The sequence below is a fragment of the Pseudomonas sp. MF09156 genome, assembly GCF_059862305.1.
Window position 1 is genome coordinate 125,457 of sequence record NZ_JCBCUR010000005.1, and the last position, 14,935, is coordinate 140,391.

13 protein-coding genes and 4 tRNA genes are annotated in these 14,935 nt (G+C 61.4%); 6 read left to right on the forward strand and 11 right to left on the reverse strand.

Annotation, left to right across the window (positions count from 1 at the left end):
- Positions 1–34 precede the first annotated feature (34 nt).
- From AC19YY_RS14480 to gltX, 8 genes are all read right to left on the reverse strand, one after another.
- Entirely contained in the window at positions 35–466 is a 432-nt protein-coding gene (locus tag AC19YY_RS14480) for an acyl-CoA thioesterase (RefSeq protein WP_169953440.1), read from the reverse strand.
- A gap of 55 nt (positions 467–521) precedes the next feature.
- Complete coding sequence (locus tag AC19YY_RS14485; protein ID WP_169953439.1) at positions 522–1,355, reverse strand: alpha/beta hydrolase; 834 nt, start codon at positions 1,353–1,355, stop codon at positions 522–524.
- 30 nt (positions 1,356–1,385) lie between these two features.
- A complete protein-coding gene (locus tag AC19YY_RS14490) occupies positions 1,386–1,925 on the reverse strand; it encodes a TetR/AcrR family transcriptional regulator (protein ID WP_169953437.1) in 540 nt (179 codons plus the stop codon).
- A gap of 183 nt (positions 1,926–2,108) precedes the next feature.
- Positions 2,109–2,184, reverse strand: a tRNA-Glu gene (locus AC19YY_RS14495).
- A 78-nt stretch (positions 2,185–2,262) separates the two neighbouring features.
- Positions 2,263–2,338, reverse strand: a tRNA-Ala gene (locus AC19YY_RS14500).
- 49 nt (positions 2,339–2,387) lie between these two features.
- Positions 2,388–2,463: transfer RNA gene (locus tag AC19YY_RS14505), tRNA-Glu, on the reverse strand.
- Positions 2,464–2,540: 77 nt separating this feature from the next.
- Positions 2,541–2,616: transfer RNA gene (locus AC19YY_RS14510), tRNA-Ala, on the reverse strand.
- A 147-nt stretch (positions 2,617–2,763) separates the two neighbouring features.
- Entirely contained in the window at positions 2,764–4,245 is a 1,482-nt protein-coding gene (gltX, locus tag AC19YY_RS14515; RefSeq protein WP_169953435.1) for a glutamate--tRNA ligase, read from the reverse strand.
- Between the two features lie 198 nt (positions 4,246–4,443).
- On the opposite strand from gltX, the gene AC19YY_RS14520 reads away from it, so the two are divergent.
- Both AC19YY_RS14520 and AC19YY_RS14525 read left to right on the forward strand, forming a co-directional pair.
- Complete coding sequence (locus AC19YY_RS14520) at positions 4,444–5,490, forward strand: HlyD family secretion protein (protein WP_169953433.1); 1,047 nt, start codon at positions 4,444–4,446, stop codon at positions 5,488–5,490.
- Positions 5,480–7,030: an MDR family MFS transporter gene (locus AC19YY_RS14525; protein ID WP_432755296.1), complete on the forward strand. Its 1,551-nt coding sequence runs from the start codon at positions 5,480–5,482 to the stop codon at positions 7,028–7,030. Before AC19YY_RS14520 ends, AC19YY_RS14525 begins: the two co-directional genes overlap by 11 nt.
- 120 nt (positions 7,031–7,150) lie before the next feature.
- Here AC19YY_RS14525 and uvrB read toward each other — a convergent pair whose 3' ends face one another.
- Complete coding sequence (gene uvrB / locus AC19YY_RS14530; protein WP_169953429.1) at positions 7,151–9,166, reverse strand: excinuclease ABC subunit UvrB; 2,016 nt, start codon at positions 9,164–9,166, stop codon at positions 7,151–7,153.
- A 343-nt stretch (positions 9,167–9,509) separates the two neighbouring features.
- Between uvrB and AC19YY_RS14535 the strand changes: the two genes are divergently transcribed.
- The gene (locus AC19YY_RS14535; protein ID WP_169953427.1) at positions 9,510–10,706 is read left to right on the forward strand and encodes an amino acid aminotransferase; all 1,197 of its coding nucleotides are present in this window, start codon (positions 9,510–9,512) and stop codon (positions 10,704–10,706) included.
- A 115-nt stretch (positions 10,707–10,821) separates the two neighbouring features.
- Positions 10,822–11,031: a hypothetical protein gene (locus tag AC19YY_RS14540; protein ID WP_169953425.1), complete on the forward strand. Its 210-nt coding sequence runs from the start codon at positions 10,822–10,824 to the stop codon at positions 11,029–11,031.
- Here AC19YY_RS14540 and ptrR read toward each other — a convergent pair.
- Positions 11,028–11,909: a putrescine utilization regulator PtrR gene (gene ptrR, locus AC19YY_RS14545; RefSeq protein WP_492634344.1), complete on the reverse strand. Its 882-nt coding sequence runs from the start codon at positions 11,907–11,909 to the stop codon at positions 11,028–11,030. The genes AC19YY_RS14540 and ptrR overlap by 4 nt on opposite strands.
- A gap of 104 nt (positions 11,910–12,013) precedes the next feature.
- Here ptrR and AC19YY_RS14550 point away from each other — a divergent pair, with 104 nt between their 5' ends.
- Positions 12,014–13,405: an aldehyde dehydrogenase family protein gene (locus AC19YY_RS14550; RefSeq protein WP_500604407.1), complete on the forward strand. Its 1,392-nt coding sequence runs from the start codon at positions 12,014–12,016 to the stop codon at positions 13,403–13,405.
- Between the two features lie 82 nt (positions 13,406–13,487).
- Positions 13,488–14,351, forward strand: a complete 864-nt coding sequence (locus AC19YY_RS14555) for a sensor domain-containing diguanylate cyclase (RefSeq protein ID WP_172313068.1) — start codon at positions 13,488–13,490, stop codon at positions 14,349–14,351.
- A gap of 37 nt (positions 14,352–14,388) precedes the next feature.
- Here the strand turns inward: AC19YY_RS14555 and tspO are convergent, their stop codons facing one another.
- On the reverse strand, positions 14,389–14,829 hold the full coding sequence (gene tspO / locus AC19YY_RS14560) for a tryptophan-rich sensory protein TspO (RefSeq protein ID WP_169953417.1): 441 nt from the start codon (positions 14,827–14,829) through the stop codon (positions 14,389–14,391).
- Positions 14,830–14,935: the final 106 nt, after the last annotated feature.

Genomic DNA, 14,935 nt, shown 5'->3' on the forward strand with positions numbered 1-14,935 from the left:
ACTGGGTTTCCCACAGTAACCGTTAACCCCCTTGTCAGATGTGCAACGCCACGCCATAGCCCTCGATAAACTCCGCCGGCATGCGCTTGGGCTTGCCGCTGGAGAGTTCGATACAGACAAAGGTGGTTTGTGCACGCAGCAAGGTGGTGCCATCGCTGGGGCGTATCAGTTGGAAGCGCCGGGTCATTTTCAGGCGCTGGTCCCAATCGACGATCCAGGTCGCCAATTGCAACTCATCACCTTCGTAGCCCGCCGCCAGGTAATCGATTTCATGGCGCACTACCGCCATGGCCCGATCCAAGCGCCGGTACTCGCTGAGGTCCAGGCCCAGGCGCTGGGAATGGCGCCAGGCGCAACGCTCCAGCCAGGATACGTAGACGGCATTATTGGCATGCCCCAGGCCGTCGATATCCTCAGGGGCCACCTGCAGATCGATGATAAACGGCTTTGCCAAGTCCCAGCCCATGCCCTGCTCCCGGTCGATTAATGTCGGCGGCGAGCAGTGTAACCCATCGTTCGGCTCAAGCGGTTTGCCGCGCTGGTTCACGACAGCCGGCCAGTAGCGCCAGTACGCCTTCGACCACCCGGGGATCGGCCAGGACTTTCTGGTGCCCGCCTTGCTCCAGGCGTAACAGGCGGCTGTCGAACCAGGCCTCGTGGATCATCTGCGAAGCCTTGACCGGGACGAAGGTATCGTCTTCGGCATGCACGATCAGGCCCGGGATGTTCATTTGATAGTGCGCCACATCCAGGTGCTTGAGCGGGATGCCCAGGGAGTACTCGACCTCCTGGATAAACGCCGCCCGTGCCCGCGCCGGCATGCCGACCACTCCGGCAAAGCCGCGCAATACATCGAGCAAGCGGGAAGGCGCGGCAATGCTCACCAACGCATTGGTGCGCAGGCCCAACTGGATGGCCAGCATCGCACTGGCGCCGCCCATGGAGTGGCCGACCACCGCGTGCAACGGCGGCAACTCAGCGGCAGCCTCCAGCATCGCCCGGGCAAACAGCACCACGTGGGCCTCGCGGCCCGGCGAGCGGCCATGGGCCGGACCGTCGAGGGCAATCACCGAGTAGCCGGCACCCACCAATGCGTTGATCAGGCTGGCGAACTGGGTCGGGCGCCCTTCCCAGCCATGCATCATCAGCACCGCCGGGCCCTGGCCCCAGCGCAGGGCCGACAGGCCAAAGCGCAAGGTGATGCGCTCGGCCTGCGCCAGCAGCGGCAATTCCCAATCACGCGGCGGCAGATCCCGCGGCGTCATGAAAGCGCGACGCATCTGGTTGGCGATGGTCTGCGGCGCCAGCCTGCCCACAGTGCCGTTGACACGACGAATCCAGCTCAAGGTGCTCATCCATTCACTCCCCAGGCCCGCAAGCCTTGTTCAGCGCACTGCCGACTTGGAGGCGCGCAATACACGGTCCGACAATTCGCCAGGCCCCAGCGCCCGGGCCAATGCCAGGCCACCAATCATCAAGGCCATGTCGGCCAGGGCCTTATCGGTGTCTTCCGGGCTGGCAGCCAGTTGTGCGGCCATCAGTTCGACGTGCCGGTTCAATACATCGCGAAATTCATCTGGCAGGCGGCTCATCTCGCCGACCGTGGCCGGGATCGGACAGGCCTGAGCGGTGGAATCACGGTGCTTGCGCGACAGGTAGAACGCCGCCACCAGGGCTCGGCGCTCTTCGCCTGTCAGGCTGGGGTCCATATCGTCGATAGACGCCCGACGCGTGGCCAATAGCTGCTCGAACGCCTCCAGCATCAAGGCGTCCTTGCTTTCAAAGTGGGCGTAGAAGCCACCAACGGTCAGCCCCGCCGCTCCCATGACTTCACCCACACTCGGTTCGGCCGGGCCACGCTGGATCAGCGCGGAGCTGGCGGCCTGCAAAATACGTTCACGGGTTTGCGCTTTCTTATCGCTCATGACGGCCTCCGAATATTACGGTTAAAATATTATCTTCATAATAATTTTTAGCAAGCGCTGAATTCGACCGTTGGTCAGAAGAAGTTCTTTGAAAGAGGGAGGGAGAAAACCCAAACGCCAGACAAACAAAAGGGCCATTCAATAATTGAATGACCCTTAAAAATCCCGCAGAGCGGGTAATCGTGGCGTCCCCTAGGGGACTCGAACCCCTGTTACCGCCGTGAAAGGGCGGTGTCCTAGGCCACTAGACGAAGGGGACACAAACCTTCTATACAACTGATCAGGCTGAACCTGATCGATCCAAGGACGGTGTGGCCGGAACCTTGAACCTGTAAATTGGTGGAGCTAAACGGGATCGAACCGTTGACCTCTTGCATGCCATGCAAGCGCTCTCCCAGCTGAGCTATAGCCCCGATTTTTCGCCTGGCGGCGCAGCAGACCTTGCGAGCTGCTTGTTGAAACTGGCGTCCCCTAGGGGACTCGAACCCCTGTTACCGCCGTGAAAGGGCGGTGTCCTAGGCCACTAGACGAAGGGGACAAAACCTTCTGTACAACATGATCAAGCTGGGCCTGATCGATTCAAGGACGGTGTGGCCAGACCTTGAACCTGTAAATTGGTGGAGCTAAACGGGATCGAACCGTTGACCTCTTGCATGCCATGCAAGCGCTCTCCCAGCTGAGCTATAGCCCCTCATCGGTGAGGACGGGGCGAATCTTAATGGCGCTTTGAAAGGCTGTCAAATTTATTTTCAACAATTTCCAAAGTTTTTTGCCGGGATAACAATCACTTACCGTCAAAACCCCGCAAAGCCGGGGTTTTGCCCTCACCAACGCTTAACTAGGCGATAGCAGCCAGCAGCTTTTCCCATTCCTTGTTTTCTTTCTTTGATACACCGCCAAGCAAATCAAGGGCTTGGCGCAGACGGAAACGGGTCAGGTCCGGACCGAGGATTTCCATCGCATCGAGTACCGACACCGAGCTGGCTTGCCCGGTAATCGCGGCAAACATCAGCGGCATGGCATCGCGCAGCTTCAGTTCCAGGGATTCGACCACAGCCTGGATGGTCGCGGTGATGGCCTCTTTTTCCCACTGGCGCAGGCTTTCGAGCTTCCACAGGATCAACTGCATCAACTGGCGAACCTGGTCAGCCGAGAGTTTTTTCGACTCGAACAGCTTGGCATCCGGGTTCACGCCACCGGCAAAGAAGAAGCTGGCCAGCGGGGCGACCTGGCTGAAAGTCTCCACCCTGCCCTGCACCAGCGGTGCGATCTTCATCATGTACTCGGGGTTCAACGCCCACTGCTGCACACGGCTGGCGAACTCTTCCACCGGCAGGTCACGCAGCCATTGGCCATTGAGCCACGACAGCTTCTCGATATCGAAAATCGGCCCACCCAGCGAGACGCGGGACAGGTCGAAGTTATCGACCATCTCCTGCAGCGAGAACTTCTCGCGCTCGTCCGGCATCGACCAGCCCATGCGGCCCAGGTAGTTGAGCATCGCTTCAGGCATGAAGCCCATACGCTCGTAGAAGGTCACCGAAGTCGGGTTCTTGCGCTTGGACAGCTTGCTCTTGTCCGGGTTACGCAGCAGCGGCATGTAGCACAGTTGCGGCTGTTCCCAGCCGAAATATTCGTAAAGCAGGATCAGCTTGGGTGCCGACGGCAACCATTCTTCACCACGCAACACGTGGGTGATGCCCATCAAGTGGTCGTCGACCACGTTGGCCAGGAAGTACGTCGGCAGGCCGTCGGTCTTCATCAGCACTTGCATGTCCATGCGGTCCCACGGGATCTCCACGTCGCCACGCAACATGTCCGGCACCACGCACACGCCTTCGCTCGGCACTTTCATACGGATCACGTGCGGCTCACCGGCGGCCAGGCGCGCGGCCACTTCTTCCTTGGACAGCAGCAGCGCGCGGCCGTCGTAGCGCGGGGTTTCGCCGCGGGCCTGTTGCTCGGCGCGCATCTGGTCCAGTTCTTCGGCAGTGCAGAAACACGGGAAGGCGTGGCCCATATCGACCAGTTGCTGGGTGTATTGCTTATAGATGTCGCTGCGCTCGCTCTGGCGATACGGGCCGTGCGGGCCGCCGACATCCGGGCCTTCAGCCCAGGTGATGCCCAACCAGCGCAGGGCATCGAAAATCTGCTGTTCCGACTCACGGGTCGAACGCACCTGGTCCGTGTCTTCGATCCGCAGGATGAATTCACCGCCGTGCTGCTTGGCAAAGCAGTAGTTGAACAAGGCGATGTAGGCAGTACCGACGTGGGGATCCCCAGTAGGCGATGGCGCGATGCGCGTGCGGACGGTGGTCATGGCGGGTCTCGAATGGGCAATAAAGCTGAAAATAAAACAAGGGGCGAATGGTAACAGCCCCAAGCCCCCTGGCTCCAGCGTAGGCCGATCAACAAAGGGCATATAAGCCAAGGTTGGGGCTGGAACCTCGACATGGCTATTTGCCAAATCGTTAGCTGGCTATATTCCATTACCTTTTGTAACTGACACTGCGCCGCCATGCCTGCCCAACTCAAACGCCGCCTGTTTATCTTCCTGTTTATCGTCGCCCTGGTCGCCGCGGGCTTCTTTGCCCATTGGTTCTTCAAGGGACGTTTTTATGAAAGTACCGATAACGCCTACGTGCAGGGCGAGATCACCCGGGTCTCCAGCCAGTTGGGCGCGCGCATCGCCGAGGTGAAAGTGGGCGATAACCAGCACGTAGAAAAAGGCCAGTTGCTGGTCATCCTGGAGCAGGACGACTTCTTGCTGGCCATCGACCGCGCCAACGCCGCCCTCGCCACCCGCGAAGCCGAGCGTTTGCAGGCCACGAGCAAGCTGACCCAACAAGCCAGCCTGATCGCGGCCGCCGATGCCCAGGTGGCGTCCAGCCAGGCGACCCTGGGCCGCGCGCAGATCGACTTGTCCCGCGCGCAAACCCTGCGCAAGCCCGGCTATGTCTCGGAAGAGCGCGTCACCACCCTGTCTGCTGACAACCACATCGCCCGCTCCCAGGTCGCCAAGGCCCAGGCTGACTCCCAAGGCCAGCGCCAGCAAGTCAGCGCCCTGAACGCCGAGATCAAGCGCCTCGACGCGCAGATCGCCAATGCTCGCGCCGACATCGCCCAGGCCGAACTGAACCTGACCCGCAGCGAAATCCACGCGCCCATCAGCGGCCTGGTTGGCCAGCGCGCCGCGCGCAACGGCCAGTATGTGCAGGCCGGCGCGTACCTGCTGTCCATCGTTCCCGACCAGGACATCTGGATCCAGGCCAACTTCAAGGAAACCCAGATCGGCCATATGGCCCCTGGGCAGACGGCCGAGTTGACCTTCGATGCCTACGGCGATACCCCCATCGAGGCGCGGGTCGACAGCCTGTTCGCCGCCTCCGGCGCGCAGTTCAGCCTGCTGCCGCCAGACAATGCCACCGGCAACTTCACCAAAGTCGTACAACGAATCCCGGTAAAACTCACCTTTGCCGCCGACAACCCACTGCACGGCAAGATCCGCCCTGGCATGTCGGTGACCGTCAAAGTGAAGATCCAAGACCCTGACCATGGCCGGTGATCAACTGCTGCGCCCGGTCGGCGAGCCGACCCGGCGCGACTGGATCGCGGTAATGAGCGTCATGCTCGGCGCCTTCATGGCGGTGCTCGACATCCAGATCACCAACTCCTCGCTCAAGGACATCCAGGGCGCGCTATCGGCCACCCTGGAAGAAGGCTCGTGGATTTCCACCTCCTACCTTGTAGCCGAAATCATCATGATCCCCCTCACCGCCTGGCTAGTGCAGTTGCTGTCGGCACGGCGCCTGGCGGTGTGGGTGTCGGTGGGGTTCCTCATCGCTTCGCTGATGTGTTCCATGGCCTGGAGCCTGGAAAGCATGATCGTGTTCCGCGCCCTGCAAGGCTTTACCGGCGGTGCGCTGATCCCGCTGGCCTTCACCCTGACCCTGATCAAACTGCCCGAACACCATCGCGCCAAGGGCATGGCGATGTTCGCCATGACGGCCACCTTTGCCCCCTCCATCGGCCCGACCATTGGCGGCTGGCTCACGGAAAACTGGGGCTGGGAATACATCTTCTATATCAACGTACCGCCAGGGCTGCTGATGATCGCCGGCCTGCTGTATGGCCTGGAGAAAAAGGCCGCGCACTGGGAATTGCTCAAAAGCACCGACTACATGGGCATCCTGACCCTGGCCGTGGGCCTGGGCTGTTTGCAGGTATTTCTTGAAGAGGGGCATCGCAAGGACTGGCTGGAATCGAGCCTGATCGTCAGCCTGGGCAGCATTGCCCTGTTGAGCCTGATCACCTTCGTCATCGTGCAGTTGTCCAAGCCCAACCCGCTGATCAACCTGGGCATCCTCGCCAACCGCAACTTCGGACTTTCAAGCATTTCCAGCCTGGGCATGGGCGTGGGGCTGTATGGCTCGATCTACCTGCTGCCGCTGTACCTGGCGCAGATCCAGAACTACAACGCCCTGCAAATCGGCGAAGTGATCATGTGGATGGGGGTGCCGCAGTTGTTCCTGATCCCGCTGGTGCCGAAACTGATGAAATACGTGTCGCCGAAGTGGCTTTGCGCGGTGGGATTTGGCCTGTTTGGCTTTGCGAGTTTTTCCTCGGGCGTGCTCAACCCGGACTTTGCCGGCAGCCAGTTCAACCAGATCCAGATCATCCGTGCCCTCGGCCAGCCGCTGATCATGGTCACCATTTCGTTGATCGCCACCGCGTACATCCTGCCCCAAGACGCAGGCTCGGCGTCGAGCCTGTTCAATATCCTGCGAAACCTGGGCGGTGCCATCGGTATTGCGCTGCTGGCGACGTTACTGGATGCGCGGACCAAGACCTACTTTGACTACCTACGCGAAGCCATTGTGCCGACCAACCCGCAGGTGGCCGAGCGCATGGCGATGCTGACCCAGAAGTTTGGCAATGAGACGGCAGCGCTGGGCAAGCTCAGTGAGATTGCGCATCAACAGGCCCAGATCATGGCCTACAACGATGCATTTCACTTTGTGGGGTTGGCGTTGGCGGTGAGCATGCTGGCGATCTTTCTGACCAAGGCGTTGCCGGCGGGACTCAAGGCTGGGGAAGCCCACTAGACCGAGTTGCCCCTATCGCGAGCAAGCTCGCTCCCACATTCGACTGCATTCCAAAGGTGGAACTCGATCAAATGTGGCAGCTGGCTTGCCTGCGATGAAGCCCAAGCAGTCAACGCAAATTCAGACCGCCAGCAACCGCTCGCGCAACTTGCCAATCTCATCGCGCATCTGCGCTGCCGCTTCAAACTCCAGGTCCCGCGCCAACTGGTACATCTTCTCTTCCAACTGGCGGATACGCTTGGTGATTTCACTCGGCGAGCGCAGTTCGTTTTCGTACTTGGCGCTTTCCTCGGCAGCCTTGGCCATGCCTTTGCGCTTCTTGCTGCGCGAACCCGGTACGGTGGCGCCTTCCATAATGTCGGCGACGTCCTTGAACACGCCCTTGGGGGTGATGCCATTGGCCAGGTTGAACGCAATCTGCTTGTCGCGGCGGCGCTCGGTCTCGCCGATGGCGCGTTCCATGGAGCCGGTGATGCGGTCGGCGTACAGGATCGCGCGGCCGTTGAGGTTACGCGCCGCACGGCCGATGGTCTGGATCAACGAACGCTCGGAGCGCAGGAAACCCTCCTTGTCCGCATCCAGGATTGCCACCAGCGACACCTCGGGCATGTCCAGGCCTTCACGCAGCAGGTTGATGCCCACCAGCACATCGAAGGTGCCCAGGCGCAGGTCGCGGATGATTTCCACGCGCTCCACGGTGTCGATGTCCGAGTGCAGGTAACGTACACGCACGCCGTGGTCGGCCAGGTAATCGGTAAGGTCTTCAGACATGCGCTTAGTCAGCGTGGTGACCAGCACCCGCTCTTCCAGGGCCACGCGCTTGGTGATTTCCGACAGCAGGTCATCGACCTGGGTCAGGGCCGGGCGGATCTCGATTTGCGGGTCGACCAGGCCGGTGGGGCGCACCAGTTGCTCGATCACCCGGCCAGCATGCTCGGCCTCGTAGTTGCCCGGCGTGGCGGACACAAAGATGGTCTGCGGGCTGATGCTTTCCCATTCGTCAAAGCGCATCGGCCGGTTATCCAGCGCCGAAGGCAGGCGGAAGCCGTATTCCACCAGGGTTTCCTTGCGCGAGCGGTCGCCTTTATACATGGCGCCGACTTGCGGCACGCTGACGTGGGATTCGTCGATCACCAGCAAAGCATCCGCCGGCAGGTAGTCGTAGAGGGTCGGCGGCGGCGCACCGGACTCACGGCCCGACAGGTAGCGCGAGTAGTTTTCGATGCCGTTGCAGTAGCCCAGCTCGAGAATCATCTCCAGGTCAAAACGCGTGCGCTGCTCCAGGCGCTGGGCTTCCACCAGCTTGTTATTGGCGCGCAGGTATTCGAGGCGCTCGGCCAGCTCGGCCTTGATCCCTTCCATGGCATCCAAAAGGGTTTCACGGGGCGTCACATAGTGGCTTTTTGGATAGAAGGTAAAGCGCGGCAGTTTGCGGATCACTTCGCCGGTCAACGGGTCGAAGGCCGACAGGCTCTCGACTTCATCGTCGAACAGCTCGATCCGGATCGCTTCCAGGTCCGACTCTGCCGGGTAAATGTCGATCACATCCCCACGCACGCGGAAGGTCGCGCGGGCAAAGTCCATGTCGTTGCGGGTGTACTGCAAATCCGCCAGGCGTCGCAGCAAGGCGCGCTGGTCGAGTTTGTCGCCGCGATCGACGTGCAGCACCATCTTCAGATAAGTTTCCGGGCTGCCCAGGCCGTAGATGCAAGAAACGGTGGTGACGATGATCGCGTCCTTGCGCTCCAGCAGCGCCTTGGTCGCCGACAGCCGCATCTGCTCGATATGGTCGTTGATCGACGCATCCTTCTCGATAAAGGTATCGGAGGACGGCACATAGGCTTCCGGCTGGTAGTAGTCGTAGTAGGAAACGAAGTACTCCACCGCGTTGTTCGGGAAGAACGCCTTGAACTCCCCATACAACTGCGCGGCCAGGGTCTTGTTTGGCGCCAGCACCAGGGTCGGGCGGTTGATCTGCGCGATCACGTTGGCGATGCTGAAGGTCTTGCCCGAACCGGTCACCCCGAGCAACGTCTGGTGAGCCAGGCCGGCCTCGATGCCTTCGACCATCAGGCGGATGGCCTCGGGCTGGTCGCCAGCAGGTTCAAAGCGGGTGACTAGTTGGAAATCCGACATAACGTACCTCTTGAAGTCACCCCAGACTGTAAACCCGTCGGGGACGAAAAAGACCACAGCCCGCGAAGTTTCAGAGCAGACCGTAGGAAAAAACCATGATAGCTGTAGAAGTGGAGGCGAATGTGACGGGTTTCAAGGCACTCGCCCTACATGCCTGTGGCCATCAATGTTGCAATAAGACTAACGGTCGATAAATAAACCGAAAAACTTGGCCGAAAAGCCGTTTCGGCTGTCGCCGCGAGCGGTGTTGGCCTCTATACTAGCTCCCCGTTTGTGCACCGCTCTAGTGCATTCGGCTGGAGCGCGACACGTCCCTCCATTCCCCCATAGAGCTGCCGCAAAAATGAGCCTGTTCTCCGCTGTCGAAATGGCACCACGCGATCCTATCCTGGGCCTCAACGAAGCATTCAACGCCGATACCCGTACTACCAAGGTCAACCTTGGCGTAGGCGTTTACTGCAACGAGGAGGGGAAGATTCCACTCCTGCGTGCCGTTGCCGAAGCGGAAGCCATTCGCGTGGCGCAACACGCCGCTCGTGGCTACCTGCCGATCGATGGCATTGCCGCCTACGACCTGGCCGTACAGAAGCTGCTGTTTGGCGCCGAGTCGCCATTGCTGAGCGCTGGCCGCGTGATCACCGCCCAGGCCGTTGGCGGCACCGGCGCGCTGAAAATCGGTGCCGATTTCCTCAAGCAGCTGCTGCCCAATGCCGTGGTTGCCATCAGCGACCCGAGCTGGGAAAACCACCAGGCGCTGTTTGAAAAAGCCGGCTTCCCGGTGCAGACCTATCGTTACTACGATGCCGCCACCCACGACGTGAACCGCGCCGGCCTGCTGGAAGACCTCAACGCCCTGCCCGCCCAGTCCATCGTCGTACTGCACGCCTGCTGCCACAACCCGACCGGCGTCGACCTGAGCCCGGCCGACTGGAAAGACGTGCTGGAAGTGGTCAAGGCCAAGAACCTGGTGCCGTTCCTCGACATGGCCTACCAGGGCTTTGGCGACGGTATCGACGAAGATGCCGCCGCCGTGCGCCTGTTCGCCGAGTCGGGCCTGACCTTCTTTGTGTCCAGCTCGTTCTCCAAATCGTTCTCGCTGTACGGCGAGCGCGTGGGCGCACTGTCGATCGTCAGCGAGTCGAAAGAAGAAAGCGCGCGCATCCTGTCCCAGGTCAAGCGCGTGATCCGCACCAACTACTCCAACCCGCCGACCCACGGCGCGGCGATTGTGGCGGCGGTGCTCAACAACCCAGAGCTGCGCGCCCAGTGGGAAGCGGAACTGGCCGAAATGCGCCTGCGCATCCGCGGCATGCGCGAGCAGATGGTCAGCGAGCTGGCCAAGGCAGCGCCGGGCCACGACTTCAGCTTCGTCGGTCGCCAGCGCGGGATGTTCTCCTACTCCGGCCTGACCGTAGAGCAAGTCACCCGCCTGCGTAACGAGTTCGGCATCTACGCCCTCGACACCGGCCGCATCTGCGTGGCGGCGTTGAACCAGGCGAACATCGCTGCCGTGACCAAGGCGATTGTGCAGGTGCTGTAAGCCTGAGTGCGGGGTACGAAGGGGGAAGCCAATGGCTTCCCCTTTTTTGTGCGAGACTCTGTAGGAGCCGGCTCCTACAGAGGCCGTGTTCCTTCACCATTGATATGAGCCGCCTATGAGAAACGACGACCTGGACCTGCGTGCCGACCGCGACGAACTGGACCACTTCACCCCGCGCACGCCCCCAGCCAAGCGGCCAAAAAGCCTGGTCCTGCAAGTCGCCCTGGGCGTCTTCCTCGGCGGCCTGGCCCTGTGGCTGGTACAGCTGGGCGCCACGGCGCTGATGGCGAAACTGGCGATGGGCACCCTGCAATTTGGTGGCTAGCTTGCCGCCTCCTGCAGAGGAATGCGTTCCTCCAGCAGTTGCACAAAGCTGTCCAGACTCTGCGACACCGTGCCCCGGCGCCAGATCAGCCAGGTGTTGAGCAGGCGGAACTCGTCCGCCAACGGCCACACGCTGACCGTGGTAAACCCCGGCATGCTCTCCAGCATACTGCGTGGCATCAGCGCCAAACCGGCGCCGGCGCTGACGCAGGCGAGCATGCCGTGGTACGACTCCATCTCGAAAATCTTCCCCGGCACCGCGCCATCCTGGGAAAACCAACGCTCAAAGTGATGCCGGTACGAGCAGTTGGAGCGAAAGGTATAGATGCTCGCCCCGTTCACATCCTGCCCACGGGTGATCGGCCCGTGATGCAACGGCGCAATCACCACCATTTCCTCTTCAAACACCGCCACGCCTTCCAAGGTGGGGTGCAACACCGGGCCGTCGACAAATGCCGCCGCCAGTCGGCCCGATAGCACGCCTTCGATCATCGTCCCCGAGGGCCCGGTGGTCAGGTCCAGCTCGACCTTGGCGTGTTTCTGGTTGTAGGCCGCAAGCAACGCCGGGATGCGCACGGCGGCGGTACTTTCCAGCGACCCCAGGGCAAATGGCCCCTGGGGTTCCTCACCCGCCACGGTGGCGCGAGCCTCTTGCACCAGGTCGAGGATGCGCCGCGCATAGCCGAGGAAATTCCAGCCGGCAGGCGACAGGCGCAGGCGACTTTTCTCACGGATAAACAACTCCACACCCAGGTCCTGCTCCAGTTGCTTGATACGCGTGGTCAGGTTCGACGGCACCCGATGAATCAATTGTGCGGCAGCGCTGATGCTGCCTTGCTCGGCCACGGCCTTGAAAATCTCCAGTTGCACCAGATCCAAGTCATTCTCCAATCGTGAACGTATTGCTTAATATTATTCAGTTCCCGGAAAAGATACAGCCCCGTACGCTGGGCATCTTCTCCAACACTGCGCAGGACGGTGCCATGACCGCTATTTCTCACCAGACCCATGCCTTGTCGATCAACCCCGCCAATGGCGAAACCGTCGGCAGCTACCCGTACGAATCCGCCGCACAACTGGACGCCGCCCTCACCCGCGCCAGCACCGCCTTTCGCAAAGGTCGCCATACACCCGTGGCACAGCGCGCCGAATTGCTCCTGGCCCTGGCCGGCGCCCTGCGCGAACAAGCTGAAGAAATGGCGCAAATGATCACCCTGGAAATGGGCAAGCCCATCGCCCAGGCCCGTGGTGAAATCGAGAAATGCGCCTTGCTGGCCGAGTGGTACGCCGCCCACGGGCCGGCCATGCTCGCGCCGGAGCCGACCCTGGTCGACAACGGCAGCGCCCGGATTGAATATCGCCCGCTGGGCCCGATCCTCGCCGTAATGCCGTGGAACTTCCCGGTCTGGCAGGTACTGCGCGGTGCCGTGCCGGCCATGCTCAGCGGCAACACCTACGTGCTCAAGCACGCGCCCAACGTGATGGGCAGCGCCTACCTGATGCAACGGGCCTTCCACACAGCCGGCTTCGCCGAAGGCTTGTTTGAAGTGATCAACGTCACCGCGCACGGTGTGTCCCAGGCCATCGCCGACCCGCGCATCGCCGCCGTGACCCTGACCGGCAGCGTACGCGCGGGTATCGCCATCGGCTCCCAGGCCGGCGCTGCGTTGAAAAAATGTGTGCTGGAACTGGGCGGCTCCGACCCCTTCATCGTGCTCAACGACGCCGATCTCGATGCCGCCGTGCAAGCCGCCGTGACCGGCCGCTTCCAGAATTCCGGCCAGGTCTGCGCCGCCGCCAAGCGCCTGATCATCGAGCAAGGCGTAGTCGAGGCCTTCACCGCCAAATTCCTTGAAGCCAGCCGGCAACTGGTGACGGGCGACCCGACATCGAACGACACCTATATCGGCCCCATGGCCCGCTTCGACCTGCGCGACGAACTGCACGCACAAGTCCAGGCGACCCTGGCCGAAGGAGCCAGCCTGCTGCTGGGCGGCCACCCCATCGAGGGGCCAGGCAACTATTACGCCCCCACCGTCCTGGCCGATGTCACCGACCAGATGACCTCGTTCAAGCAGGAACTGTTCGGCCCCGTCGCCTCGATCATCACCGCCCGCGACGCCGACCACGCCGTGGCCCTGGCCAACGACAGCGACTTCGGCCTCACCGCCAGCGTCTTTACCCGCGACCCGGCCAAGGCGCGCGAGATCGCCAACCAGTTGGAAACCGGCGGCATCTTTATCAACGCCTACAGCGTGTCCGATCCTCGGGTGGCGTTTGGCGGGGTGAAAAAGAGTGGATTTGGCCGCGAATTGTCACATTTCGGCGTGCGCGAATTCTGCAATGCGCAGACGGTATGGGTAGATCGGCGGTAGGCCGATCATCAAGATTCCTCATTGCCAGCTTGCGGGTTCAGGATATGATCAGGCCGTTATTTGAACCGGACTGCACTGACCCATGCCCGTTGACCTGCAAGCGCTCTATCCCAAACTGATCCATCTGATGCTGGATACGGTTTTCGTGGTCGACAGGGACAACCAGATTGCATTTGTCAGCGACGCCTGCGAGGCACTGCTCGGCTACCGTGCCGACGAGCTGACCGGCAGCCTGATCACCGACTACATGCACCCCGAAGACCTGGCAGCCACCCGGGCCTCGATTATTCGGGTGATGAACGGCCAGCCCCACGTGGATTTCCGCAACCGCTATATCCGCAAGGATGGCAGCCTCGTCCATATCCTGTGGGCGGCGTTCTGGTCCGAGGATGTCGGCGCGCGGATCGGCGTGGCGCGGGACATCACCGCCCTCACCCAGGCCGAGGAAGAACTGCGCTTCCTCGCCCATCACGACCCGCTGACCACCCTGACCAACCGCTCGCTGTTCAATGATCGCCTCGATTCGGCCCTGCGCAACGCACGCCGGCAGAAGAGCACGCTGGCGCTGCTGTTCCTGGATATCAATGACTTCAAAGGCATCAACGATGTGCATGGGCATGTCGCCGGCGACCGCGTGCTGTGCACCATCGCCAGGCGCCTGGAAGCCTGTGCGCGCGAGACCGACACGGTGGCGCGAATGGGTGGCGATGAGTTCACCGTGCTGTTGACCGACCTTCATTGCGAAAACGCCGTGGCCGAGAAGGTGCAGCAGATCCTCGCCATCATGGCCGCCCCCCTTGGCCCTGAGTTTGGCCCGGTGAAAATGCCGTCGTGCAGTATCGGCGTGGCGCGTTACCCGGATGACGGGGAAGATGCCGACACCCTGCTCAGCCATGCCGATGGCGATATGTACCGGGTGAAAAAACTGCACCGCGCGGCGGGGTGAAAGTCGCCCCTGCCCTGGCGATTATCCACGCTGGCCATCAACGGTTACTGCGCAGGATCGAAAAATTCAACGCCGCGGCAACACACAGCCACGCCAGGTAAGGGAACAGGATCAACCCGGTTATCAGGTCCAGGCGCACCGCCAGCACCACCATGGCCGCCACAGTGAGCCAAAGCAGGGTGATAACCACCATCGCGGCGAAAATCCGATGTGCGCCGAAAAACACCGGCGTCCACAGGGTATTCAACGCAATCTGCGCCGCCCACAAGGCCAGCACCGTTTGACTGCCGGGGATCAGGCTCAGGCGGTAACCGGCCCAGGCGAGCAGCAGGTAAATCAGCGTCCAGGCCACCGGGAACAGCCAGTTGGGCGGGGTGAAGCGGGGTTTGACCAGGGACTCATACCAGGCACCGGGCTTGAACATGATGCCGGTGCTGGCAGCGGTGGCGCAGGCGAGCAGGAAGATAAAGAAGGTCATTGGCGGTCCTTGGCTCAAGTCAGCAATCTGGAAAGTGTCCCAGGATTGGACGCCCCGGGGGCCCTGAAAAGTTCAGTATTTCCCGGTACGACAATCTGAACCGCAA